The 25,600-nt window shown below is 40.7% G+C and carries 26 protein-coding genes and 1 pseudogene; 15 read left to right on the top strand and 12 right to left on the bottom strand.

Annotated elements, in window-relative coordinates; genetic code table 11:
- The first annotated feature begins 625 nt into the window (after positions 1-625).
- The gene (locus tag BVH04_RS05150) at positions 626-2,227 is read left to right on the top strand and encodes a sulfatase family protein (RefSeq protein WP_086540259.1); all 1,602 of its coding nucleotides are present in this window, start codon (positions 626-628) and stop codon (positions 2,225-2,227) included.
- A 416-nt stretch (positions 2,228-2,643) separates the two neighbouring features.
- On the opposite strand, the pseudogene BVH04_RS05145 reads toward BVH04_RS05150, so the two are convergent.
- A pseudogene (locus tag BVH04_RS05145) lies at positions 2,644-3,170 on the bottom strand (transposase); the annotation flags it as partial.
- Positions 3,171-3,411: 241 nt separating this feature from the next.
- On the opposite strand from BVH04_RS05145, the gene BVH04_RS05140 reads away from it, so the two are divergent.
- From BVH04_RS05140 to BVH04_RS05115, 6 genes are all read left to right on the top strand, one after another.
- The gene (locus BVH04_RS05140; RefSeq protein WP_086540257.1) at positions 3,412-3,834 is read left to right on the top strand and encodes a hypothetical protein; all 423 of its coding nucleotides are present in this window, start codon (positions 3,412-3,414) and stop codon (positions 3,832-3,834) included.
- Positions 3,835-3,871: 37 nt separating this feature from the next.
- On the top strand, positions 3,872-4,228 hold the full coding sequence (locus tag BVH04_RS05135) for a TfoX/Sxy family protein (protein WP_086540256.1): 357 nt from the start codon (positions 3,872-3,874) through the stop codon (positions 4,226-4,228).
- A gap of 78 nt (positions 4,229-4,306) precedes the next feature.
- On the top strand, positions 4,307-4,717 hold the full coding sequence (locus tag BVH04_RS05130; protein WP_086540255.1) for a hypothetical protein: 411 nt from the start codon (positions 4,307-4,309) through the stop codon (positions 4,715-4,717).
- 51 nt (positions 4,718-4,768) lie between these two features.
- Positions 4,769-5,191, top strand: coding sequence for a secondary thiamine-phosphate synthase enzyme YjbQ (locus BVH04_RS05125; RefSeq protein WP_086540279.1), 423 nt, complete (start codon positions 4,769-4,771; stop codon positions 5,189-5,191).
- A 101-nt stretch (positions 5,192-5,292) separates the two neighbouring features.
- Entirely contained in the window at positions 5,293-7,509 is a 2,217-nt protein-coding gene (locus tag BVH04_RS05120; RefSeq protein ID WP_086540278.1) for a DUF5916 domain-containing protein, read from the top strand.
- Between the two features lie 174 nt (positions 7,510-7,683).
- On the top strand, positions 7,684-8,871 hold the full coding sequence (locus BVH04_RS05115) for a T9SS type A sorting domain-containing protein (protein ID WP_086540254.1): 1,188 nt from the start codon (positions 7,684-7,686) through the stop codon (positions 8,869-8,871).
- 305 nt (positions 8,872-9,176) lie between these two features.
- Here the strand turns inward: BVH04_RS05115 and BVH04_RS05110 are convergent, their stop codons facing one another.
- From BVH04_RS05110 to BVH04_RS05070, 9 genes are all read right to left on the bottom strand, one after another.
- A complete protein-coding gene (locus BVH04_RS05110) occupies positions 9,177-11,585 on the bottom strand; it encodes an alpha-L-rhamnosidase-related protein (RefSeq protein ID WP_086540253.1) in 2,409 nt (802 codons plus the stop codon).
- Positions 11,586-11,594: 9 nt separating this feature from the next.
- Entirely contained in the window at positions 11,595-12,533 is a 939-nt protein-coding gene (locus BVH04_RS05105) for a polysaccharide deacetylase family protein (protein ID WP_086540252.1), read from the bottom strand.
- Positions 12,534-12,872: 339 nt separating this feature from the next.
- Positions 12,873-13,139 carry a hypothetical protein gene (locus BVH04_RS05100; protein WP_086540251.1) on the bottom strand — a complete coding sequence of 89 codons (267 nt, stop codon included), beginning with the start codon at positions 13,137-13,139 and terminating at the stop codon, positions 12,873-12,875.
- 32 nt (positions 13,140-13,171) lie between these two features.
- A complete protein-coding gene (locus tag BVH04_RS05095; RefSeq protein ID WP_086540250.1) occupies positions 13,172-13,447 on the bottom strand; it encodes a hypothetical protein in 276 nt (91 codons plus the stop codon).
- Between the two features lie 33 nt (positions 13,448-13,480).
- A complete protein-coding gene (locus BVH04_RS05090; protein ID WP_140160524.1) occupies positions 13,481-13,726 on the bottom strand; it encodes a hypothetical protein in 246 nt (81 codons plus the stop codon).
- 208 nt (positions 13,727-13,934) lie between these two features.
- Positions 13,935-14,156: a hypothetical protein gene (locus BVH04_RS05085; protein WP_086540248.1), complete on the bottom strand. Its 222-nt coding sequence runs from the start codon at positions 14,154-14,156 to the stop codon at positions 13,935-13,937.
- 11 nt (positions 14,157-14,167) lie between these two features.
- On the bottom strand, positions 14,168-15,403 hold the full coding sequence (locus BVH04_RS05080; RefSeq protein ID WP_086540247.1) for a serine hydrolase: 1,236 nt from the start codon (positions 15,401-15,403) through the stop codon (positions 14,168-14,170).
- Positions 15,400-16,461 carry an aminotransferase class I/II-fold pyridoxal phosphate-dependent enzyme gene (locus BVH04_RS05075; RefSeq protein WP_086540246.1) on the bottom strand — a complete coding sequence of 354 codons (1,062 nt, stop codon included), beginning with the start codon at positions 16,459-16,461 and terminating at the stop codon, positions 15,400-15,402. Before BVH04_RS05075 ends, BVH04_RS05080 begins: the two co-directional genes overlap by 4 nt.
- 9 nt (positions 16,462-16,470) lie before the next feature.
- Positions 16,471-16,893 (bottom strand): VOC family protein, encoded by a 423-nt coding sequence (locus tag BVH04_RS05070; protein WP_086540245.1) that lies wholly within the window; start codon positions 16,891-16,893, stop codon positions 16,471-16,473.
- A gap of 60 nt (positions 16,894-16,953) precedes the next feature.
- Here BVH04_RS05070 and BVH04_RS05065 point away from each other — a divergent pair, with 60 nt between their 5' ends.
- The 3 genes from BVH04_RS05065 to BVH04_RS05055 all read left to right on the top strand — a co-directional run bounded on the left by BVH04_RS05065 (position 16,954) and on the right by BVH04_RS05055 (position 19,322).
- Positions 16,954-17,865 (top strand): patatin-like phospholipase family protein, encoded by a 912-nt coding sequence (locus BVH04_RS05065; protein WP_086540244.1) that lies wholly within the window; start codon positions 16,954-16,956, stop codon positions 17,863-17,865.
- Positions 17,843-18,454 carry a class I SAM-dependent methyltransferase gene (locus BVH04_RS05060; RefSeq protein WP_086540243.1) on the top strand — a complete coding sequence of 204 codons (612 nt, stop codon included), beginning with the start codon at positions 17,843-17,845 and terminating at the stop codon, positions 18,452-18,454. The genes BVH04_RS05065 and BVH04_RS05060 overlap by 23 nt, the downstream gene beginning before the upstream one ends.
- A 265-nt stretch (positions 18,455-18,719) precedes the next feature.
- Complete coding sequence (locus BVH04_RS05055; protein WP_086540242.1) at positions 18,720-19,322, top strand: trimeric intracellular cation channel family protein; 603 nt, start codon at positions 18,720-18,722, stop codon at positions 19,320-19,322.
- Between the two features lie 43 nt (positions 19,323-19,365).
- Here BVH04_RS05055 and BVH04_RS05050 read toward each other — a convergent pair whose 3' ends face one another.
- Positions 19,366-19,944 (bottom strand): methyltransferase family protein, encoded by a 579-nt coding sequence (locus tag BVH04_RS05050; RefSeq protein ID WP_086540241.1) that lies wholly within the window; start codon positions 19,942-19,944, stop codon positions 19,366-19,368.
- Positions 19,945-19,980: 36 nt separating this feature from the next.
- Between BVH04_RS05050 and BVH04_RS05045 the strand changes: the two genes are divergently transcribed.
- Together BVH04_RS05045 and deoC are read left to right on the top strand one after the other, a co-directional pair.
- Positions 19,981-21,189 (top strand): NAD(P)-dependent oxidoreductase, encoded by a 1,209-nt coding sequence (locus tag BVH04_RS05045; RefSeq protein WP_086540240.1) that lies wholly within the window; start codon positions 19,981-19,983, stop codon positions 21,187-21,189.
- Complete coding sequence (gene deoC / locus BVH04_RS05040) at positions 21,182-21,856, top strand: deoxyribose-phosphate aldolase (protein WP_086540239.1); 675 nt, start codon at positions 21,182-21,184, stop codon at positions 21,854-21,856. The genes BVH04_RS05045 and deoC overlap by 8 nt, the downstream gene beginning before the upstream one ends.
- Here the strand turns inward: deoC and BVH04_RS05035 are convergent.
- Positions 21,838-22,947 (bottom strand): Na/Pi symporter, encoded by a 1,110-nt coding sequence (locus BVH04_RS05035; RefSeq protein WP_086540238.1) that lies wholly within the window; start codon positions 22,945-22,947, stop codon positions 21,838-21,840. The genes deoC and BVH04_RS05035 overlap by 19 nt on opposite strands.
- Before the next feature lie 241 nt (positions 22,948-23,188).
- Here BVH04_RS05035 and BVH04_RS05030 point away from each other — a divergent pair, with 241 nt between their 5' ends.
- From BVH04_RS05030 to BVH04_RS05020, 3 genes are all read left to right on the top strand, one after another.
- Positions 23,189-24,319: a hypothetical protein gene (locus BVH04_RS05030; RefSeq protein ID WP_086540237.1), complete on the top strand. Its 1,131-nt coding sequence runs from the start codon at positions 23,189-23,191 to the stop codon at positions 24,317-24,319.
- Between the two features lie 5 nt (positions 24,320-24,324).
- Positions 24,325-24,774 carry a nucleoside deaminase gene (locus BVH04_RS05025; protein ID WP_262481353.1) on the top strand — a complete coding sequence of 150 codons (450 nt, stop codon included), beginning with the start codon at positions 24,325-24,327 and terminating at the stop codon, positions 24,772-24,774.
- Between the two features lie 105 nt (positions 24,775-24,879).
- On the top strand, positions 24,880-25,491 hold the full coding sequence (locus tag BVH04_RS05020; RefSeq protein WP_086540235.1) for a superoxide dismutase: 612 nt from the start codon (positions 24,880-24,882) through the stop codon (positions 25,489-25,491).
- Positions 25,492-25,600 lie beyond the last annotated feature (109 nt).

Here is a 25,600-nt window from a genome sequence, read left to right as displayed (position 1 = left end):
GATGTCGAGCGTAGTTGGATAAGGTACTTTTGCTTTTGCCAGCGACGACAACTTTTTGCTCAAACTTGGCGAGTAGCTCGGCAAAACCTGCTACATTGGAAAAGGCAGTCTGGAGGAGGTTTGGCTCTTTTTTTTCATGATTGATATAGAGTTAAGATTGAATCAAAAAGCTACCTCTTTCGGATTGCTTTTGAAACTACCGCAGGTTTAGTGCAAAATGAGCAAAAGGTATTTTCTCAATTCCTTTTGTAACTAACATTTCACCAATAGAAGTAACTGAAAAAGACAGTGACACAATAATCGTTATTGTGAGTAGAGTAAAGTACAATATAACCCCTATTGAACTTAGTGTTGAATATTTTGAGGAATCAACAACTTTAGTCAAAAAGGCAGTTATATCTCTATTATTTCCCAATTACATAAATTCCTTCCTAATTCAGAGTATAAAGAACTATTAGACAGTAATAAAACTACTCTCAACGCTACACTATAAATCTACTGCCGGCACGCCACAAATTAAAAATGATGACCTTGTATTAATACATCTGCAATTTGAAATAGTGATACCATTAAACTCCAACCGCTTTACATACTAATCGTTAATTCATTATAAACACTATAAATTATGAGATTAAAAATAGTATTTTGTTTTACCTTATTATTGAATTTATGCATCGGGTTCAACTTGTGTGCACAAAATCGTCCAAATATTCTTTTTGCAATAAGCGATGATCAATCTTTTGTACATACTAGTTATGCCGGGTCAGAGTTTATTAAAACTCCAGCTTTTGATAGAGTTGCTCGGGAGGGGATATATTTTTCGAACTTTTATGCGGGTTCTCCAGGGTGCGCCCCATCAAGAAGCTCAATAATTACAGGAAGACATCATTGGCAAAATGAACAGGCTGGTCAACATGCTTCAGCATGGCTAAAGAAGTATGTTCCATTTGTTGATTTACTTGAGAAGAATGGATATTCCGTTGCAAGAACAGGGAAAGGTGTTGGTCCTTTTCAATATGCCGAGAGTGAGGCAGATTCACTTTGGAGGGAAAAAGATGCCGCAGGAGATTTACATAGTGATTTTAAGTACACCGGTAAAGAGGATGAGCGTTTTGCTAAAGGTATTAGCGGGACTAATTATTTCAAGAATTTTAAATTTTTTGTAGAAAATGTCAGAAAAGATAAACCGTTTTTTTTCTGGTTTGGTGGTTACGAACCACATAGAGAATACGAAAAAGATTCTTGGAAAAATACATCCAAAAAATTGGAGGACGTTACTGTACCTGAATTCCTTCCTGATAATGATGAGATAAGAGGTGATTTATTGGATTATGCGATTGAAATTGAATGGTTTGATCTCCATCTTCAAAGAATGCTAGAATATTTAGATGAGATTGGAGAATTGGAAAATACAATTGTAATTGTTACTTCCGATAATGGGATGCCTTTCCCTCGCGCAAAAGCAAATAGCTATGAATATGGAGTTCATGTTCCTTTCGCTATTAGATACCCAAAGCAATTTCCAGGAAATAGAGTAATAGAAGATCCTTTGGGTTTTATTGATATAGCACCAACAATTCTTGAAGCGACCAATACTTCTTCGAAAGGGATGCTCCCCATTACGGGAAAAAGTTTATTGAATCTATTAAGTTCATCAGAAGGTAGTGTAACAACAAAAGGAAGAGCTGCTTATTCTGGTAGAGAACGCCACTCTTCCTCTAGATATTTGAATTGGGGGTATCCTCAAAGGGCAATACGCAAAGGAGATTATCTTTTTATTTGGAACATGAAACCTGAGAGATGGCCATCAGGTGCTCCACAAAAGTTTTCTGAAAATGATTCTTTACAACTGCTTCCCTTGTATGGGCTAGATGAACACAATAAGTACATCAATGAAAGTGCTTATACAGATATTGATGATAGCCCAACAAAAACCTACCTCATCGAAAATCACAAAGAAGAATTGGTTTTGCCATATTTCGATTTTGCTGTCGAAAAACGTCCTGAATATGAACTTTACAATGTTGAGGAAGACCCTTCTTGTTTAAAAAATTTATCGGGAATACAATTATTGAAGAATATTGAAGGCGCTTTAAAGACTGAACTAATAAGCGAATTAAATAAATCTAATGATCCACGTGTTGTAGGCCCTAATACCGAACTATTTGATAGTTATAAGCGATATTCTCCGATAAGAAAGTTCCCGAAACCTGAAAAACTAAAGTGATCACTAAATTAAATACCTAATCACACCTTGAATAAGTAAAGGAAGGGAAGGAGAAAATATCAAGGTTTATAGCTTGCTCAAAAATTATCAAATTTTTGCAAGCAAGAGCAAAATAATTTACAACTATATATGGTTTAACAACTGGTTGTTGGCATCTTAATTAAAGAGGGGAGACTGTTAAGGACAAGAGGCCACTAAATTACGCCGTGGTAAAGTTCGCATCGCTCATTTTAAATTTATCAAATCCCTGTGTCACTTCTAAACCAGGCGGATAGTAGGTCTAGTCTTTTCCATCTAATTTTCCTTTGTAAACCGAAAGGCCGAGGCGGAGAACCGATTAAGACTCTATGGGGATTGAGTCGGGATTTTGAATGGTTTTCCAAGCCCAACTATTTTGGAGTTTAAAAAGTAAGAATTTAAGGTAGGTAGCTGCTTTTTGGTGGTCCCCTTTTGGGAATCCGCTGGATGCTGATCATTGTTTCTTTGTCGCAGCAAGCACGATATCTTGGATTATAGATTTCGAGTACTCTTGGTTCCTTCTCTGGAAGAAGCATTCCTAGTTGGTGGTGAATCAATGGAATCGTTACTGCTTTGGCTGAACTTCCAAGGATGCCGAAGTGACGGATCCGTACAAGGCCTCTAGGTAAAATCCCGATTCTCGGGACAGGTAATGCATCGAAAACCTGCGGATAAACTCCAGATTGTCCAAACTCATTTCTAGCTTTTGGGCTCCCTGTCGGTAGTCCTTGTAACTGAAGGTGGTCTTCTGTGTGTCTATATCCAGAATCCGGTGATTGGATATTGCCACTTTGTGAGTGTATCTACCGAGGTATTCCAGTACGGCCTTAGGGTGGCCGAACGGCCGTTTGGCGAACACCACCCATTCTTTTTGGAACAGCGCATTTATCAGTTCCTTATCTGGATTGATCCTGGATTTTAGTGCAACAGCACCTACAAAAAATTGGCGGTTCAGTGGTTAAAGGAAGTCCCGCTAGCTATCGGGATCCTCCGTATCAATCTCGAGTTATCGGGAGCGCTGGCAGATAGTTTAGTGCTTCGAAATCGCCTACTTCTTGAAGCCCAAAACGTTGGAAAATTTCCTTAACAAGATCTGATCTGTAGCGATCTCTGTACGAGCTTCGTAATAGCTTTACGCACCGCTTTCGTCTATAAATCCAAATTTTATGAAGCCCTCTATTTTCTTTCTTTTGCTTGCCTTATTTGCCTTTTCCTGTCAAGATGATCAAGAGCCGATTGACCATTTTCCACAAACTTGGAAGATCGCAGGATGGCAGAATTCAGGATTTGGTGGGGATCTCGGTTTTCAGCCGATCACGGATTCTACTTATACCTATTTATTCAAAAAAGACGGGACTTTTCTCAAGACAGTAGGCGACGAGTCTATTGCTGGTACTTATAAAACGGAAGTGTTGAATTATGAAGTTGGGGGTAAAAGAACTAATTATACTTTATTTTTTCCTGAAGATAAATTGAGGAATAGCTGTTCTGCCAATGTTGAGGGAATGTATATTGATGAAAATAAGTTGTTGGTGGGTGGAAGTGCTGCCTGTGATGGGCCCACAAATTTCTTTTCACTTGTGAGGTGATTAATCTCCTTTCTTTCAACTGAATAATTATAAAATTATGGCCTACGATGAGTACCTGGCAGAGCGACTTGCGAATAGTTTCAAACTCAGGCATGTCGATTTTACCTCCAAAAAGATGATGGGTGGAATGCTATTCATGGTGGATGATAAAATGTGCATTGGCTTGAATAAGGATAAGCACACTAAAGAAGACCAGATGATGGTGCGAGTCGGGGAATCTGCCCAGGACCTGTGTATGAAGCGGACAGGTTGTCGGCCGATGGAATTTACAGGGAGGCCTATGAAGGGATTTGTTTACGTTGATCCTGATGGATTTGATATGGATGAAGACTGGGAATTCTGGGTGGAAAAGGCACTGGAATATAATCCTTTGGCGAAAAGAAGTAAAAAATGAAAGACAGTATTTTTCGTCAAGAATACTGGCCGAGTATTTGAATTTCATTGGGCAACCCAGAAGCAACCAACTGAATCGATGAAAAACCTTATTCTCTTCCTAATTTTCACTGTTTTCGCATGCTCATGTGATTTTAATGACTATCCAGAGCCAAGGGAAAGTGATCAAAAGTGGGTAATCGCAGGCTATCAAGAAGGGGGCATATCAAATCCAAGCTATATCACCGTTCGGGATTCTGCGTTTGTATATTCTCTTTCTTCAGATGGAACGTTTAGAAAATCTATCGGAAAGAAAGGAATCAGCGGAACCTATGAAGAACGCTTAGAGGATGGATTGAGGAAGTTTCTCTTTCACTACGAAAGCGTAGATGCGCACTTGATTCACGGTTGTAAAAAGGATCAGGAGGAATACTTTCTCAACAGTCAGGGTCAGCTCACGGGAACTTGGAATGCTTGCGATGGCGCCAAATTATATTTCGATAAGCAATAATGTGAGATAGAGTGTTTTGTGCTGTTTGGGCAAACCTTATTTTTGTGAATGATGCAATTTTTCCAACATAAACTTCGCTTACCTTCCTATCCAGCTGGCTATCATCTAATCACTGACCAAGTTGAAGCTGCAATACCTGAAATTAAATCCATCAAGGTCGGGTTTTTGCAGGTTTTTATTCAGCATACATCCGCGGCTTTGACAATCAATGAAAACGCAGATCCTACCGTTAGAAAGGATTTTCAAACTTTTGTAAATGAGTTAATTCCAGAGTCTTATCCACGGTTTATCCACACAGCTGAAGGGCCAGATGACATGCCTGCGCATATTAAAGCCAGTTTTTTTGACACAAGCTTACAAATCCCCATTTCTGGTGGAAAACTCAACATGGGAATTTGGCAAGGAATTTATCTGTGTGAATTTCGCCGCAATCCGAGTAGAAGAAACCTGGTTTTAACAGCATTTGGCAATTGAAGGGCAAAATTTTGAGGGGATTATCAGCAGTTTTGACCATTAATATAAAAGCCAAAGAATTGGCATGGTACGGGAATAACTTTGCGAAGTACCCGAAACCTATGAGAAGCCTAGTTTATATATTATTCCTTTCATTTTTTATTACCGCTGCTTTTGCTCAAAAGGAGCCAGCTCCTGAGCAGAGTAATGCATTTGCTTTCAAGCTAAAAGAACCGATCAAATTGGATGGAATTTTGGATGAGGCGATTTGGATGGATGCAGAAGGATGGAATGGGGATTTCATGCAATATTTTCCATCTGATACTTCCCGGGCAAAAATAAATACGCGGGTAAAAGTCGCCTTTGATGATAACAACATCTACTTGGCCGCAATCATGGAAAATAATGAGGATCGGGATTACATCTCTACCTCTTTGCGGAGAGATTACCGAGGCGAGGCCAATGACGGCGTGACCTTCGTTTTTGACACATTCAATGATAAAACCAACGCATTTCAGTTTGGGGTAAATCCTTACGGCGTACAGCGAGAAGGGCTGCTTTCCAATGGAGGTTCAAGGTCTGAGGACCTGAGCTTGGCTTGGGATAATAAGTGGTTTGCTGAAGCGACCATTCTGGAAGATCGCTGGGTAGTTGAAGCGATTATTCCACTTTCTACGCTCCGATTTCAAGATGGCTCGCAAAATTGGAATGTAAATTTCTATCGAATAGACAGCCATTTACCTGAGCGAAGCACTTGGTCACCTATTCCAAGAAATTTTTCTATCATCTCGCTCGCTTTTTCTCGGAAACTGATTTTCGAAGAACCCCTGCAAAAAAACTCAGCAAATATTTCTTTGATTCCCTATATCGCCGGTCGGACTTCAAAAAATTTTTTAGAGGGAACGAAAGAGGATATGACTCCTGCAATTGGAGGAGATGCTAAAATCGGAATAGGCCCAGCTTTGAACTTGGACCTGACGATCAACCCGGACTTTTCACAAGTTGAAGTCGATGAACAGGTGACTAACTTGGATCGATTTGAGATCTTTTTTCCGGAACGTCGGCAGTTTTTTTTAGAAAATGCTGATCTGTTTGCCAGCTTTGGTCATCCGCTGGCGAGACCGTTTTTCTCCAGAAGAATTGGAGTGGATCGGGATGAAAACACTGGTCAAAACATTCAAAATAAAATCATCTATGGCGCTAGGCTTTCAGGAAAAGTCACCGATGATTGGCGTATAGGGATGATGAATATGCAAACTGCCTCAGATGAGGAAGCTGGAATTGCTGGGAAAAACTTTAGCGTGTTGGCCTTGCAAAAGAAGGTGTTTAATCGCTCAAACATCGGGATGATCTTTGTCGACAGGGAATCTTTGGCATTGGATGAATACCAAAGTTTATTTAACCCTGATGAGTATAACCGTCTGTTAGGTCTAGAATACAACTTGGCTTCTGCAGATAACAGATGGACGGGAAAAGCATTTTACCATCGAACTTTTGAAAAAGACCTTGGAAAAAATCCGGGGACGTTCAATGCCTACATTCTGTACAATGACCTCCATTGGAACTGGAGTGTCAGCTATCTGGATATTGGCGAAAGTTATAATCCTGTGGTAGGATTTGTGCCAAGAGTGGATTACAAGCGCTTAAATCCAGATATCTCGTATAGCTTTTTCCCGAAATCGAGGATTATTAATCGGCATGGACCCACTGCAGAATATGAGTTGCGCTGGAATGAGACGTTAGGGACCACGGATCGGGATTTGAACATTGGTTATGAGGTACGCTTTCAGTCACTAGCACAGTTATCGGTGACCCAAAATAACAAATACGTTTATCTGTTTAATGATTTTGATCCCACTCGAACTGGGGGAGAAAAATTGAAAGCCGGTACAGGATACAACAATAATACGATTGAGCTGCAGTTTCAAAGCAATCCCCGTAAGGCATTTAATGTGAATTTACGATCTGAGTTTGGAGAGTATTTTACGGGATCGATCGCAAGTTTCAGAGGAGAAATGGGGCTTCGAATGGGCTATACAGCTAATGTTTCGATGAATTTCAGTTATAATAAAATTGAATTACCAGAACCACAAAACGACGCAGATCTATTCTTAATAGGTCCGCGAATTGATATTACGTTCACAAAAAGTCTATTCTGGACGACCTTTATTCAATACAATAATCAGATTGACAACCTGAATATCAACACCCGTTTGCAGTGGCGTTTTGCCCCGGTATCAGACTTTTTCTTAGTGTACACGGACAATTATTTCCCAGGGGACTTTATGCCAAAGCAGCGGAGCTTAGTCCTGAAGCTGAATTATTGGTTGAATCTATGATCCAAGTTTGTCTCTCTACTAGATCAGCCTTTCAACTTATACTAAATAAGATTTGATAGGAAGCGAAATTCGCCAGTTGAATCTTACATTGCATTTCGGGATAATCACAGCATTAGCCTTTCATTTTATACTAGATTCAATTATTTTTAGTCGAACGACAAATTTTTGAAAGTGATGAAGCGAATAATGCATTTTACTACCTTGATAGCCATTGCTTTTTTGACCTTGAGCAGTGCCACTCAGCCCGAGCCAATTCAAGAGATCTTGCCATCGGCTTTTGATTTTTCGAAAAGCGAGCTATCAGCACAACCTCAAATTCAGCAAGACCTTCAGCAAAAGACTTCAAACACAAGTGTAGAAGTAGCAGAAAAAAACGCGGTGAGGACGAGAATTGCTGATTTGCCGACTCTGAATGGTGAGTGTAGTCTTGTGGTTCCTTCGCCTTCGATTGCAAATGAGAATGGAAGAACGCTAGCCGCGACTACATCAGATGACATTTTTTATTCGAAGCAAGGTTCATATACGGTTACTTGGCAATATGACGATGGCAATGGTACTATTTTGGAGCAAAAGCAGGAGGTAGTGATCAAAGATGTATCCGCTTTGACCCCCGAGGCAGTAAAACTGCCAACAATCAGGGGAGATTGTATGGTGACAATATCTCCTCCTGCGGCGTTTGACAACTGCAAAGGAAGAGTCTTTGCCAAGACAAATGATCCTCTCATTTATGATCAACCCGGAGAATATTCCGTTTTGTGGGTTTTTGAAGATGGGAATGGCAATGCTACCTATCAGGAGCAAGCTGTACTTGTCCAGGATTTAATTTCGCCTTTGATTACTCCACCCGCAGATTTGACAATTCGGATTGAGGAAAGGGAGCAGTTTGCCATTGCAGAAAACCTAGGAACGCCTCTGGGATCTGATAATTGTAGCGAAGTAGTCATCAGCAATAATGCGCCATCTTATTTCGAAGTAGGAATCACCGAGGTAATCTGGACTTCTACCGATGGAAATGGAAACACTTCACAGGCAATCCAAAAAATCACCGTTATAGCTTCTGTTCCGAGAAATGGCTTGGAAAACAATCGATTTGCTATTCAAGGGGAATTAAAACCAGGAGAGTTTCAACTCTTCCCCAATCCTGCCATATCTGAAACCAATCTCTATGTAGGGATGGATCAAGAAGCTGACGTAAAGATCGAATTATTTGATGGAGCTGGACGATTGGTATATGAGAGATCCATCCGAAGGTCAAATACTTTTGAATATCAAATTCCTGTAAATAATTTGAGCGCGGGAGTATATCAGGTCCAAGTGAGCGTTGGCGATCAAATAATGAGCAAGCGGTTGATTAAAAAGTAGCGACTAAAATTCTCCGAAAAGGTTTTCCATTTTTCTGAGAATTTTTCCTTGAGCGTAGCTATTTCAGATTTGTTCTTGGGTTCCGCCTTGGGAAATTACCATATAAGTAGGCCAGATCTCCTTTGAGAGATCTTCCAAAAGTCAACGACTCTAAGTTCTTAAAAAGAGTATGGTGAATTCTGAAAAGGTTTTCCGCATAGCCTGTTTGACTTAAATCATTGCTGGAAAGCTTCCCTTCCAGCTTGATTTTACGGTTCTTTCTTGAGCTTGAATTAGTCCGATAGTGAAAAATAAGGAGCTAGAGTTTAATTTTTGGAAGCTTCTATTCTCGCCTTCGCTCCCGTCATCAAAATCCTGCGAAATCCATCCTTCGTATCCGAACTCACCTCTTTACCCAGGACTTTTACTTTGGAATACGATTCGGGAATCTCGATCGAAATTCCCCATTTTTTTTCGGTTTGAGTGATTTCGATCGATAGTTGATCGCCCGACTTTTCATAAGTCATCGAGATTTCATTATCCCCAATGAGCACCTTTTGAATACTGGCATTTTCCCAATCAGTTGGCATCTGCGGACGGATGTAAATCACCCGATTTCCAGCATCTGGCTGAATCCCAAAAAACTGGGTGATGATCGGAACGGCGAAACTGTACATATTCCAAGCCTGTGTAAACATGCCGTAATCCGGCGAAACTTCATAAATCGAACCCGGCAAGGCAAAGCCAAAACTTCGTGTCATTCGCTTAAGGTAGTCCAATGCAGCATCTGGATTTCCGTAGTTATTTTCGCCGATGGCTTGAACGCCCGTTGGTAAAGTCATCACTGCACCGGTGTAGGAGAAAATTTTGCTTCCTGAAAAAGTACCATCCTCGCTTTCTGCCTGCTCATCCCGATCAATTCCTGTAACGAAGACTCCAAAAGGATTGGTATATTTTTCTCCCGTGGCTAAAGCAATTCTAGCCTTCTCTGGATCAGCAATTCCTGTTTCCATTGGCGTGTTGACTACCCAATTATGATAAAGGACAAAGCCTTGCTTTTGGTCTTTTGGCAATGTGGATAATTTTGCTTTTGTAGCCTTTAGTTCTTTCACCGCCCAAGGCTTATTCAAGGTGTCTGCACGGATAATTGCTCCATCAATCAAATGAAGTGCTTCTTCGGCTGTTCCGATAAAATCTGCGTAAGAACCGAATTCCGGCACCCAAAAATCGGTATTTATCTTTTCGGCCAAGGCATCCGCCGTCTGTTGATACCTTTTTGCAAGTTCATATTCCCCTAATATTTCAGCCATCTGAGCAGCATCGGCAAACGCCTTTTGACTGTAAGCCGCCACATCGATCATCTCAGATTCCAATCCGTGGATTTCCATCATTCCATAGCCATCGGGTAAGAGATTTCCATCCTTGTCGTTTTCTTCAAGCAGCCAGTTCAGCCCTTTTTCGATCCCGGGAAAATAGGTTTCTAAAAACTCCCTATCTCCAGTCCAGCGATAGACTTCCCAAATCGTGGAGGCCCATTGTGGGGTTTCATTGATATTTCCAGGGTTGAATACAATGCCATTTGTGCTGACTTCATGAACGATCCGACCGTTTCCATTTTCTTTTTCCGATAGGGAATGAATCAATTCTATGGTAGAATAAACCAAGTCTTTTCTGCCTGTAGTTATCAGTCCCTGAATGGTGTACTCGCTATCCACACCAAACCACCAAGGGTAATCCTGCAGACCTGCACCAAATCCTCGCCCGATTCCCGGAACGTCGCGAACTAGCCAGTCGGTATTGTATTTTATCCACTCATAGGCTTCTTGAAGTTCCTGATCTGGGATTTGAATCTCCGCGGTTTGCCGGAGTTTTTCATACCGAGATTTTTTGGAAAAGAAGTCTTCAACATAAGTAGACTTTAAATCTGCAAAGGTCTCCAATGCTTCCAAATTGCTCTGATCTGAGCCTGCGATAAAGATGGGAATCTGAATCGACTGCCCGGACGGGATCATCAAGTCAACTTCAGAACCAGCTGAAGCTCCTTTTCCCTTTGGATTCATTTCGCAACTGATCTCAGAAGGATTCAAAATAAATTCATTACTGCCGCCCCAGACCGTGAACCAGTCATTCCCCAGGTCTTTTCCGGTAAAGGTTTGGGTTTGCTCGTCAAAAGAAATCACATCCGTGCTATCGACCATCCCACTTCGATCACCGAGCCAAACGGGCATTAAATCCACGTAGGCATTAAAGTTAAATCTGATCGATTTTTCGGAGGCATCTACATTTTTAATTTCGTAAAGAATGACTATTCCAGGCTTACCATCAGGTACAAAATGGACGCGTCTCACTTCCAAACCCATTTCGCTCCCATCAAATTGGATAGCGTTAGCCATGGAATAATTCGCAAATGAAGTGCCTTGATCGAGGCAAATACTCTTTTCTCCAGAACTGAGAGAGGCCGTAAATCCATCCATCAATTTGATCGGATGCATCCAGATTCCTCCCATTTCTCCTTCCACATGCCAACCCATATCCGGAAAACTCCCATCCTGATTTCCGATAAGGTAAAGTCGATCACCTGCACTGGTAAAAGGGCTTTTCAAATAATCCGATTTTCCTGTAAGTTGGGGTAATTCGCCAAGGCTCTCCATGAGCTGCTCATCTGGAGATTTTGGTCTGGTACAGGAGAATATCAAGGTTGTTACTAGAAAAAGCGATACATAATAGTTAGACATAAACAGATTTTATTTTTCGAGAGTTTTTCTGATTTCTCTCCAAGTGATCAATTTGATGTTGTTTTTTTCGATGAGTTCTCTGGCTTTTTCACTAGTGAAAAAATCAAAATCCGCCTGCCTCCAAGGTGCATGATAGGTGTCATGACCTGCTGTCACTGCATTCATCTCCTCATCATCAAATGCCAGATGAATCAGAATCACGTTAAAACCAGGTTTCAGATTATTCAATGCATCCGTATAAAAGTTTTCCATTCCAGATGTGTAATTTTCTGGTTCAGCCATAATTAGCTGATCGATTATGGGGAACATATCCACGTTTATACCTTCAAAAAGAGCCGAATTTGGTTTGATGATTCCTTCCACAATCTGTGTGTTGAGTAAGACTGGGATCTTCAACTCTTCAGCTATTTTCAAATATGACCTCAGATATTCCGGACGTCCATAGAATACACAACCCATATGTGAGTCCAAATGTGTGGGAGTGATACCCATTTGATTTGCAGCTTTGATCTGGGCTCTGATTTCTTCCTCTACTTCAGCAGGGCTAGCATTCATAGCTACGGGTCCGCAGTCTTTATACATATGACCGCTTTCATTTGCCAGTCCGGGTACTGCTGTACGTCCAGCTTCCGGACCCCAATTGAAATTCTCCCACTCATTGGTTAGCGTGATATGAATCCCAATATCCAAATCAGGCATTTCCTCCGCCATTTTCGCAGCTTCCGCAGACCAACTTACTGGCACCATCATGCTGGTGGAGTTGACTATTCCTTTCTTCAAAGCTTCAAACGTAGCCTTGTTTTCAGAATGTGATACTCCCACATCATCTGCATGGATGATGATAAGTTTAGCGTCCTTGGCATAACCTAGTTTTTCAGCTAGGTTTTGGGAAAAAGTAACTGTAGGCAAGAAAGCCAAAAGGAATAGGGAGTAGCGTAGGTTTTTCATCTTGGGTTGTTATTTAGTCCAAGGTATAAATATCTTATCTGTATGTACGTTTTTCTGCCAGTAAGCGAATTCTCTTTGGTCAACGGGTTGGAAGACCGATGACAGAAGTAAACCAGAATTCAATATGTCTTTGGACCTTAGATCCAATAAATTTTCTACTGGCAAGATTCCGTATAATCACAATATCTTATTATACTGATTGATGCCAGTAGCGTGATATCTACGAATAGACTGGCAGTAAAAAGAATGACTGATTCGATATTTGTAACCAAATACTCTGTTGTTTTTGTGATCCCGTTTCAACAAAGAGGAAATACATTTTTTTTGGTTGTAATAAAGCTACTCACGATACTTTTTTGCCTTTGTACTATAAACCCAGATGTAGCTGAAAAAACTTGTAAATATCTGAAGAATTACAAAGTAAAGCCAAGTTGAGGGCTCATTTAGAGGCTCAAAATTGATGGTATTATCGTAATACAACTTTGAGATTACCAAAGCCAGTAATGTACCAGGTAGGACAACTGCTACCCAAAAGTTGAAAAATGAGCGATAAATAAAGGGGGTATGCTTTTTTTCTGCAGGACGTTTAGCTTGGTGTTTTTTCATAAGAGACTTAAATCTACTTGCTTGGATTCCGATCAGGCTTCTTCTCTAAATTTCTTTGATTTCGGCTTGTACTCTTTAAAGTAAAGCCAAGTCCCGAATATCAATTGAAATAGCAAGATTTTGACATAGGTAGATGGCAATTCGAAAAAGTACAGCCAAAGCGGGTCGCTTTTGAATAACTGAATTACAATCGTGGTAATAAGGCTGGCTGGAAGTATAACTGCCAACCAGAAGTTAAAAAATGAGCGGTAAACGAAGTGGATTTTCTTCTTCTTTGTGGGGGGAGTTGTGGCTTCGTTTTTTTTCATACTTAGAATTGACTTTGCTTGCTCGCACTTCGATCAGGAATTTTCTCTAAGATCCTTCGATCGAGATTTGTAATCCCAAAAGTACATACAAGTTCCAAATACTATCTGAAAAGCGAAGAAACCTAGCCAAAAACCTGGGCTCCTCAGTTGATCCAGAGAGAAAGGGTTATCATTGAAAAGCTCTGAAATGATAATAAACAATACTGCCGTAGGAAGAATGAAGACGAAGTAAAAATGAGCTAGCGACCGATAGGTAAAAGGTAATTTTTTCTGTTTCATGATTTTATGAGCTTTGTTTACGGTTTCTTCCAAGATGATGTCGAGTATTAGGTCTATAGAAAATATAGTATGTATGTACGCTTTTCTGCCAGTAAGCGAATTCTCTTTGGTCAACGGGTTGGAAGACCGAAGACCGAAGTAAACCAGAATTCAATGTGTCTTTGGACCTTCGATCCTATAAATTTTCTTCTGGCAAGATTCCGTATAATCACAAAATATAGTAATTAGTAAACGAGGTGAAAATCAGATAGACAAACAATTTCAAATAGAACTCCTCGCTCTTCAGAAAGTCCCATGAGATGGTTCTATTGATCAAGAAATGTGTGCCTAATGCGAAGAAAATAGCTCCTGGTAGGGTAAGCTTCCACCAATACTTACGATATGGCGTGAAGTGCTTAATAAATCGTTCTTTTCCCTTTTCCGGATCCATCAATCAAAATTTTACTTATACTCAAATTTAAACTCTTTCAAATCCGCTGGAATCTTCTTTTTCCTTTCAGATTCTAATTGGTAGAGATAGTCCCCTAGTTCTGCGAAGAAAGGAAAGCCAATTTGATCATATTCATACTCGTCATCATTGAGCGTTTCGTCAGCATTCACATAGATGACTGCCGATACAAAAAACTCAATGTCCTTTTTGAAATCCACATAATAACTTGCATCGATCAAGTGTCCGTAAGCTTCTCCTGTTTTATTAAAAATACGAATGTTCGCTGGGAAATCAGTTTTGTCATTTCCGTCTAAATAGAATTTGGAATACCTGTCCCAATATTCTGAAGCAGGATAGCTGGGAAAATTGCTCTCCGCGGGAAGCATGCTCATGTATTTCAAAACAAACTCCCTGTGTTCCTCATTGAGTGCAAATCTCTTTGATTCTACAAACGACCTAGGGAACATAATTCTTTCCACTATTCCGTGAAAATCAGAAAGTGCCATTCTATTCTTGAATGTAAAATCCATTCCGAGTGCTACCAGTGAATCTCCATCGTAATAGGCATTTCCGATTGTTGGGTTTTCCACATTTGAATAGGTAGTTTCTATAGTTCGCTCCGGAATCTCCAAAATCACTTTACCAGCTGTATCCACGAAGCGAATAGGATTGACAATTCTATTCTGCTCTGCGCTGGCTGAATAGCTAAGCCTATGATTGATAATCGTATGTTCCAGTCCTTTTGATATGAGTTTTTGGTTGATGTAATCTTGCCCCAACAATTCATACAGTCTATTATAGGCATCGTTATCTGAAACAAGCAAAATCTTTTTGATGTAATGCGCTATGCTAGGTAAAGAATCTTTTGAAGAGAAATCTACCAAAGCGGGGATTTGCGAGGGACGAATCGAATCGATCAGCATAGTGGTTTGAGCATCTAAATCCTCGATATTCTGCTCCTCCAGCCATTCTAAAGCAAGTAATGCAACAGGTAATTTGACAGTTGAAGCTGGATAAAAATAACGCTCATCGTCCAGATTGACTGTATAATCAGTCATCATCGGGTTTCCATGTTCATTGCGTTCGATCTGCGTGTAGATAATCTGAACGTGATACTTATCCACATCTCGCAACACCTTTTCCAGAGTTGGATAATTGGCCAATCTATCTTCAAAAGGCACTTTTTCTTTTGGCGAGCAGGAAGTGATCAGAATTCCGATTAATGTTAGTTGCGCAATAAATTTCATAAGCTGGACAAATTGTGGATCACTTGATTGAGATAGATTAAGTCTCCCAACACATGATAGGCAGAAATTACTATTCTGTTTACACTCGGGCTATCAGCGGTCGGATAAGGAAATGAAGAAGTAATAATTCCCGCTTTTTCGAATTCTTTAACCCACTTATCGTCGCTGTAGGCGAATGCAGGGAAGTTTCTACTTCCATGCAATTGCTGAATATTTGCAGTTTCCTGAGCAAAAATCCCACAGGCATCTTGTAGCCAGCTTTTTTTCTTCAAGTAGAGTTTCTCCATATCCAAGAATGTTTTCAGATGAGCAGGCGAACCAGGAGATGCTCCTCCAAAAAGTGGAGTTGCTTTGATTTGGTAGATTTGCGTTTCTTCACCTAAAATTATTCCTGCCGGCAAACCCAAGCCTTTTCCCAAAGAACCCGAAACCAGTAAGTTGATAGAAGGATCAGCCCACTTTTGGTAAGTGCCATAGATACTATTTCCAACCGCTCCAAAAGCATGACTGTCGTCTATCAAGAGACTTATCTCATGTTTTTGAGCTATTTCTCTTACCCAATCATAATCATGAATTTCACAGGCAAACGGATCAACCGCATTTCCAATGAGTAAAATTTTTCTTGGAGAGAGGATTTCAGATTGTTTTAGGCAATGCTTTTTCCATTGTATAAAATTAAATTCAATGGAAGGAGAAAGATTATCTGGGATTATTGCAGTATGTGCATCTGGTGCTATCCATATTTCATCTGCATCTTTAGCGAGTGATTTCCAGGCTGCGATTCCTGCAAGATACCCAGAGCTCAGAACGGCCGCAGCTTCAGATCCAGCTTTCTGAGAGAAGTGATTTTCAAAGTCATCAAAAACCTGCAGACGTATAGTATTAATTCTGCTTTGTCCGTGATTCGCACCAAAGAGAAATAGATTGTCTGATAAAGCCTTCAGAAAAGTCTTGTCTTGAGCAATGCCCAAGTAGGAGGTTCCGCTGAAATAAAGGTATTCTTTTCCTTCTATGTTGATCGTTCGACCTATTCCTGAGTTCAGGTAATGATTTTTCAAAGGGCTTGTTTATTTAGCGAAAATCTGAGTTTCGTCTTGAAAGGATTTGAACTCCAGCGCATTTCCGCAGGGATCGAGAAAGAACATAGTCGCCTGCTCCCCTACCTCACCCTGAAAACGGATGTAAGGCTCGATCACGAACTCTATCCTATGAGCTTTTAGTTTATCAGCCAATTCATGCCATTCGCCCCAGGGCAAAATTGCTCCGAAATGCCGGACTGGAACGTGCTTTCCATCCACCGTATTTGTTTGGGCCAAAGCCAACTCCTCAGGCTTTATGTGGGCTGAGAGTTGATGTCCAAAGAAGTTAAAATCTATCCATTTGTCGGTACTTCTACCGATCTCACAACCAAGAAGATCGCCATAAAATGCGCGTGTCTCTGCTATATCCCTAATAGGGAAAGCCAGATGAAAGGGTTTAAATTGGCTCATAATGTGTACTTTCGTTGAGGACTTTTCGGCTTCAATTTAGTTGATTATTCCTTAAATATTATGGAGAAAAGGAAATCGGTATCATTGGTTTTGAGCAGCGGTGGAGCTCGGGGACTAGCGCATGTGGGTGTGATCGAAGAGCTGGAAAAGCGGGGCTACCACATTTCTGAGATTGCAGGTTGCTCTGCTGGCGCACTAGTCGGTGGTATGTATGCGGCTGGTAAAATGGAGGAATTCAAAGATTGGATTTGTCATTTGGATAGGCTTGATGTGTTTTCCTTGATGGATTTCACTTTTTCCAGTAGAGGATTTATCAAAGGAGAAAAGGTCTTTAACGCCTTGAAAAAAGTGGTGGAGGATTGTAATATTGAGGATTTTGATATTCCCTTCTATTGCAATGCAGTTGATTATATCAACGGAAAAGAAATAATTTTTAGGGAAGGGAGTTTGTATGATGTCATTAGGGCTTCGGGAAGTATTCCTACAGTTTTTCAGCCTGCACGCTTTAATCGACATGAGTTGATCGATGGTGGCGTCCTAAATCCTGTGCCGCTTTCTCTTTTGCAAAAGACAGAAGAAAATATGATTGTTGTGGTTGGTTTGAATGCCGGCGATTCTGAATTGGTGATATCTCCAAAAAAAGATGCAACTGGCAAAAGCTATATATCTATGCCCACTTGGGTAACGGACTATCGTACTAAAATGCGACAGTATTTTCCAGAGCAAATAAAGGAAGAAAAGCCAGCTTCGCTCAGTTCGATTAGCCTGATGACACGCTCGTTTGACTTGCTCCAAGATAGGTTTTCGGCCTTATTGATTGAGAAATTTCAGGTGGATGTTTCGATTCAGGTAGCAAGAAATCAAGCGGGTACTTTGGAATTTCACCGTGCGGAAGAACTGATAGAAATAGGTCGGGTAAAAGCAATTCAAGCCTTAGACAAATGGGAAAATGACAATCTCCGAACTGAATAAATTACTTGGTAATATCGATATTTACTTGCTGGATCAGATTCTGAAAGGCAGGTTTTCAGCCGAGATGAAAATCCTGGATGCTGGCTGTGGGGAAGGAAGAAATGCTGTCTATTTCATCAATGAAGGCTATCAAGTATTTGGTATAGATCAGAACGAAGTGGCGATTCAATACTGTCGATACTTGGCAAAGAGCTTGGACAAGAGTTATGATGCGCATCGATTTCAAGTAGCTGGATTGGAGCAAATACCTTTTCATCAGGAGGCTTTTGACGCTGTCATCTGTTCGGCAGTTCTACATTTTGCAAAGGATGAGAGTAACTTTTGGCAGATGATGAATGAAATGCTTAGAGTGCTGAAGCCGGGTGGGGTTTTATGGTTTCGGATGACGACTGCATTTGGAGGGATTTTGGAGAAAAGCCAAGCACTAGGAGGAGGAAATTACCTGCTTCCTGATGGTTCTGAAAGGTTTTTGCTCACTGAATCTCATGTGGATAAGTTACAAGAAATGGGTTTGAATTTTCTGGAACATCCTAAATCTGTGGTGGTGCATGGTCAGCGCGCAATGGGAGTTTTCGTGACGGAGAAGTGAAAAATTAAAGATTAGAGATTGGAGAAAACGGGCTAAGCGAAAGCCTGCTTGCCTCGATTCTTGTCTAACCTGCCGAATTTAGATGTTTGTGGAGACACAATCATCGGCGTGATTAAGTCTAAGGCTGAAGATCTGTCTTGAGGACGCAGCCTCGAACTGATTAAAAGCATTATTTTTCGCCTTGATTCGTGTTTCACGAATCGAAATAAGATGTTTATGCAGATAGTTGCATCGGCATGAAAAAAACAGAAAGAATGATCTTTAAATGGATTTACAATACGGATTGGAATTAGTAGGAACCTTTGTTTTGGCGATATCAGGGGCATTGGCTATTCGAGAGCTTGAGCATGATTTGTTTGGTGCTGGCTTTACAGGTTTTATCACGGCTATTGGTGGCGGTACGCTTAGGGATATTTTACTGGATAGCTATCCGCTAGTTTGGATCGCCGATGTGTGGTTTCTCTACGCGATATTTGCAGGGATTTTGGCTGCATTTATTTTCCCCACTTTTCTAAGCAGACTTCGGAAAACTTTCTTTTTATTTGACACGCTTGGGATTGCATTTTTCACTGTACTTGGAGTGGAGAAAGCTCTTAGTTTGGGCATGAGACCAGAGATTGCAGCTATGATGGGGATGTTTTCGGCTGTGATGGGTGGCGTGATCCGGGATACGTTGACCAATGAAATTCCAATTCTTTTCCGCAAAGAAATCTATGCTTCTGCCTGCTTGGCTGGGGCAATTGTTTACTTGGTTCTTAATTATTACGAGGTTCCAAGGGATATGAATTTGTTGATTTCCATTGCAGTGATTATAGTGATCAGACTACTTTCTATGAAGTATAAGTTAAGCTTGCCGAGGTTAGACTGAATCGAGGATCAATGGCAAATTCAAGACTCAATTTTCAAAAGTATTACCAAAGCTTTGGGATGATTGCTGGGACTTCTCCCTTGTATTTCTGGTAGGCCTCGCCAAATTGGATTATCAGGTTTTTTTCCTCAAAATATATCCCAAAAGGTAAATATAAAAGTAAGCAAGCAACATGAACGGTAGCGCTTATCGTCCCTGCAAAAAGAAAATAGCCGAGAAAAATCAGCACTAATCCTGCATAAAGCGGATGACGAATCTTTGAGTATAAACCAGTAGTAACTAAGGTTTCATCTTCTTTTGATGAAGTCGCAAACCCAAGAAACCGCATTACTGAATAGTGTTTGCTTGATTTTGAAACGATAATAGTCCCAAATCCTGCGAGCATATAGCCTAGATAATTGGTCAGATCACCCTTGTTGATCAAAAGGCTTTTAGGAATCAGCAGCGCTTGGATCACGATGCCGAGGAAAAGCAACAAGGAGATCAGCGTGTAAGCCAAGCGATACCATTTGTAGGCATTTCCCCATTTTCCCTCCAAAATTCTTTTTAACTTGGATGCAGCCAGAATAGAATGAAGTGTATAAAATACGATCCAGCTGAGAGCTAGTAGCACATAATTCATCAGGGTATATTAAATTTCAGAGTAACTATAATTTTTATGAAAATCGGAATAATCCGCGAAGGAAAAAACCCGCCCGACAAACGAGTTCCTTTTACGCCTGAGCAGCTGAAAGCCATCAAGGAAGAATATGCGGGTAAGCTCACTTTTCAAGTACAATCCAGTCCATTTCGCTCTTTCACCGACCAGGAATTTCTTGATGCGGGTATAGAGATTGTGGATGATATTTCAGGTTGCGACGTGCTTTTCGGAGTGAAAGAAGTGCCGATTGATCAGTTGATTGAGGGCAAGACATACTTTTTCTTTTCTCATAGTCTCAAAAAACAAGCCTATAATCGGAAGCTGCTTCAGACTGTTTTGGATAAAAACATTCGATTGATTGACTATGAAGTTTTGAAAGATGAGGAAGGAAATCGGGTGGTTGCCTTTGGAAGGTGGGCCGGAATAGTAGGGGCTTACAATGCTTTTTGGACGTACGGGAAGAAGACTGATTTGTTTGACCTTAAGCGCGCCAATGAATGCACAGATCTGAAGGAACTTCATAGCGAGCTAGCCAAAGTACAGCTGCCGCCAGTGAAAATTGTGCTGACTGGCTCAGGGCGTGTGGGAAATGGAGCTAAGGAGGTTTTGAATTCATTGAAGATTCGTGAAGTATCGGTTCATGACTTCTTGCATCTATATTTTGATGAGCCTGTTTATGTGAAATTGAGTTCTGCAGATTACAATAGAAGGAAATCAGATGGAGGCTTTGACAAGCAAGAATTCTACAGCTTCCCAGAGAGATATGAAAGTCATTTCCAGAAGTTCGCAGAAGCGGGAGAAATGATGATTTCGGGAGCTTATTGGGATCCAGATGCCCCTCGTTTGTTTGAACTGAAAGCAATTGCCGCTGATGATTTTCAGCTTTCGGTGATTGCGGATGTGAGTTGTGACGTGGGAGGGCCTATTCCTACTACGATTACTTCCTCTACTATCACTGATCCAGTGTATGATGTAGATCGGCAAACTGGCGAAAAACTGCCTGCCTTTGGTAGCCAGACCAGTATATCTGTGATGGCTGTAGATAATTTGCCTTGTGAACTTCCACGGGAAGCAAGTCAGGAGTTTGGGACTCAATTGTCAAAATGGGTGATTCCGGCTCTTTTGGAAGAAAATTCAGGAATACTTGAGCGTGCTACCATTGCTCGAGACGGAGATCTGACTATTGAGTTTATATACCTTACAGACTTTGTAAATCAACATGAATAACCTGAATCGATTTTTAGAATCCACACTTTTGAAGCCCACCATAACTGGGGCAGCGGTGGATTTGCTAATCAGGGAGGCAATCGAAGAGCAATTTATCGGTGTGTGCGTTCCTCCTTTTTGGCTAAAAAAAGTTAGAAGAGACTTAGGCGAAGAGCATGTGCAATTGGTGACGGTGATCGGATTTCCTTTTGGCTATTCTGATACGGCTACGAAAGTATTTGAAACTCGGGAGGCGATCAGTCAAGGTGCAGATGAATTAGATTTGGTTTGGTCACAGACTGCTTACCATTCTGGCATGAATTGGCCAAAGATTGAAATCGCTCAAATCGCAAAGATCTGTCATGAAGAAGAACGAATCCTTAAAGTCATTATCGAAACAGCCAATCTGGATGAAAAGCAAATCGTAGAAGCTTGCTTGATCTGTCAGGATGCTGGAGTGGATTTTGTGAAAACATCCACTGGCTACGCTTCGGCTGGCGCAAGAGTAGAAGATATCAAGCTGATGCGAGAGAATTTGTCATCCTCGGTGGGCATCAAAGCGAGCGGGGGTATCAAAACACTGGACTTTGCGCTCGAACTGATTAAAGCAGGAGCTGACAGAATTGGGAGCAGCTCTGCCAAAGAGTTGATGGATTCTTGGAGAAATTCTCAATCGTTGCTGAAGTAGATCAGTAAAAATGGAATAATGAAGAAGGTCAGAAGAACGTAGACAAAGCCTAAATACCTACTTTTAACTGATTTTTTGCCCATATATAACGCCAAGATCACTGGGATATTCCTTAGCGTAGGAAAAGGCAAGAAAATCAGTGCTCCTATAAAATTGAACAGAAAGTGAACAATCGCTAGTGCGATAGCAGCTTCTGTCTTATATATGGCAGCTAAAGCTGCCGTGATCGTAGTTCCTATATTGGCTCCGATAATAAAAGGGAAAGCCATTTTTACAGACACTTTTTTATTTGCGACCAAGGGAACCACCAAAGAAGTAGTCACAGTGCTGGACTGCACAGCAGCCGTGAAGAAAGTCCCATAGATAAATGCCATGTATGGATTCTTAAAAATCAGCTTATTGATGTCCGTAAAGGTATTTAGCACAAATGCTTTATAAACAGAAGTAGAAAGTATTTTTATCGCTGCAAAAACCAAGAATACTGAAAGAATCATCGTTAAGAATGGAATGCTTATGGTATTCGAGATCCACTCTGTGATCGGTCTGGTGAAGACTTTGTTGTACACAATAGTCCCTGAATATGACTCATCTGAGATAAATACGCTTGCTATAGAGATGGATAGTTTAGATAAAAAACCGAAATATACTTCCAACGGTAACAGAATAATAACAGTGAAGATGTTAAAAATATCATGAAGCATACCCGCAGAAAATGCTCTTTTGAATTCTCTCTTATTCATAATGTAAGAGAGAGATACCAGCGTAGAAGTCAGGGTAGTTCCGATATTGGCACCCATTACCATAGGTACTGCTTGCTCCAAAGTGAGGTGTCCGGAAGCGACTACGGCTACTATGCTGGCAGTAACGGTGGAACTGCTTTGGATAAGGGCGGTCATCAGAAGTCCAATGAAAAGACTGATAAAAGGATTTCTGGTGGCCTGAAGGATATTATCTGCCACCTCATTGTTCAGATTGCTCATCGCTACAGTGAGCAAATCAATCGCGAAGATGAATAGCAGAAGCGCCAAAAGCATCATCAGATAGCTTTTTGTCTTATTTACCTTGTCTTTTTCCAGCTCTAAGCTCTCCATCTAGCAGATTCATAATTTATCCTGTTCACCACTTTCATCAATAGATTCGGCATTTTTAAAAGATACGGAACTTTCCTACAATCCAAATTTTTAATAAAATATTTGGCAAAAGTTGAAATTTTTTTGGGAAAAACAAGGCAAAACTATCTTTTAGAAGAGCAATTGTGCTTACTTAACAATTTGATAACATGGATAGAAATATAACTTCTTTAATTTTGCGCGACCGACCAAAAGGCAAATCATGGCCAATAAAAAAATAGATCAAAACATTAATCAGGATAAGCTCTCCAAAGGCGCTTATTCGCTATTTGATTTTACCAAGAAAGAGAAGCCTTTTCTGATAGTCATATGTGTACTAATCTCAATCGCTGCTGTAATTACCCCTTATACCTATGCTGCCATGTGGTTTGGGTTTGCATTGGCTGCTTATTCTGCGATTGCAAACGATAGTATACAGACTATCGGAACATTTATAGCATCCAATCACTCTAAGAAGTGGTATTGGCTTTGGCTATTTATGGGGCTTATTTTTGTAGCCACGGTTACTTACAGCTGGTTTGTATTCGACGGTGATGTGAGTTATGAGCGACTGAGTGTGCCAGGATTGGATAAAGCTCCTACGAGCTTTGTATTTCTTCAGCTTGCGGCACCTATTGTGCTCCTCATCATGACTAGGTTGCGAATGCCCGTTTCTACTACATTTCTCTTGCTTAATGTCTTTACTTATAGTGCTGGCACTATTGTAAGCGTGATGTTTAAGAGTTTTGTAGGGTATATTTTGGCTTTTACCATTGCTATTGCGGTATGGTTTGTACTTGAGCGATTTGTAAAGAATTACCTTAAAGGAAAACCTGCTCCCTATTGGATCTATTTGCAATGGGTTACTTCAGGGACTCTCTGGGCAGTATGGATCATGCAGGATGCTGCCAATATCGCGGTATTCCTTCCTCGACAGTTAAGTGCACCGGAATTCATCGTCTATACGGGGTTTGTATTTTTGGGGTTAGGCTTCCTTTTCTATATGAAAGGGGACAAAATCCAAGGGATTGTCAACGAGAAAACAAATGTGACGGATGTGCGTGCCGCGACTATAGTCGATTTTGTGTATGCACTTATCCTATTCTACTTTAAGCTTTATAGCAATGTGCCGATGAGTACTACCTGGGTATTTATAGGCTTATTGGGTGGTAGAGAAATAGCGATTGCACTTGGAAAGCATGCAAAAGCGGAAAAGAGAAATGCTTGGCTTTTCAGAGCCTTCAGATTGGCGCGCAAGGATGTCTACAAGGCATTCATCGGATTGGTTGTATCGTTGATTCTTGCATTTATCATTAATGATGGTGTGAGAAACGAAATTATTGACTTTTTCTAGACAGTTTGGAACTAGAACTTTACAGTCACGAATACTTCATGAATGAAGCCCTGAAGCAAGCCAAAGTTGCTTTCGAAGAAGGGGAAGTTCCTGTAGGTGCAGTGATAGTTTCGAAGAACAGAATCATCGCGAAAGCTTACAATCAAACAGAGAAACTCAATGACGTAACCGCCCATGCAGAAATGCTTGCGATCACTTCTGCGGCTAATTACATGGGAGCAAAGTACCTGAATGATTGTAGATTGTATGTGACTTTGGAACCTTGTGTAATGTGTGGAGGAGCACTTTTTTGGTCGCAAATCGGCGAAATCCATTTTGGAGCCTCTGATCCTAAAAGAGGGTATTTGCAAAGCAATCCGGGAATATTGCACCCCAAGACCAAAGTTTTTTCGGGTAGTCTTGCGCTTGAATCAGAACAGCTAGTATTGGAATTTTTTAAAAAACTCAGAAAATAGAAGGAATTTGGTCATTCAAGAACCTTTTTCAACTGGTCTTGGTTGCTAAGGCAGATTATTTGTATGATTTTTAAATCAATCTTTTAACCATAAAATTTAAACAAAATGGCTTTCGAACTTCCATCCTTACCTTATGCCGCTACGGCTTTGGAACCAAACATTGATGCAAAAACTATGGAAATCCACCATGGTAAGCACCACAATGGATACGTAACTAATCTTAACAACGCAATCGCAGGCACTGACCTGGAAAACAAGTCTATAGAAGAATTGCTTCAAGTAGCAGGATCTAACACCGCGGTAAGAAACAATGGCGGTGGTCATTATAACCACAGCCTTTTCTGGAAAATCATGTCTCCATCTGGAGGCGGAGAACCTACCGGCGATTTGGCTAATGCAATCAATGCCAAGTTTACCAATTTTGATGCATTCAAAGAAGTTTTCAACAAAGCAGCAGCTACAAGATTCGGTTCTGGTTGGGCTTGGTTGATCATGACATCAGCAGGCAAGCTTGAGGTTGTATCCACACCAAATCAAGACAATCCACTTATGGATGTGGCTGAGATCAAAGGAACTCCGATCATCGGACTTGATGTATGGGAGCATGCATATTACTTGAAATATCAGAATTTGCGTCCGAGTTATATTGAGGCTTTTTGGAACGTAATCAATTGGGAGCAAGCAAATGCTAATTATTCAGAAGCGTTGAAAAAATAAGCTTAGCAAGAATATTTATAAGATCCCCGGACTACTGTTCGGGGATTTTTTTTGTCCAAAGCTGAAATATTACTGTACGGTTTCGAGACAATGATTTTTTGTTGACAAG

Origin of the sequence: Algoriphagus antarcticus (assembly GCF_002150685.1) — a bacterium.
Classification (GTDB): Bacteria; Bacteroidota; Bacteroidia; order Cytophagales; family Cyclobacteriaceae; genus Algoriphagus; species Algoriphagus antarcticus.
This window is presented reverse-complemented; position numbering and strand designations above follow the sequence as displayed.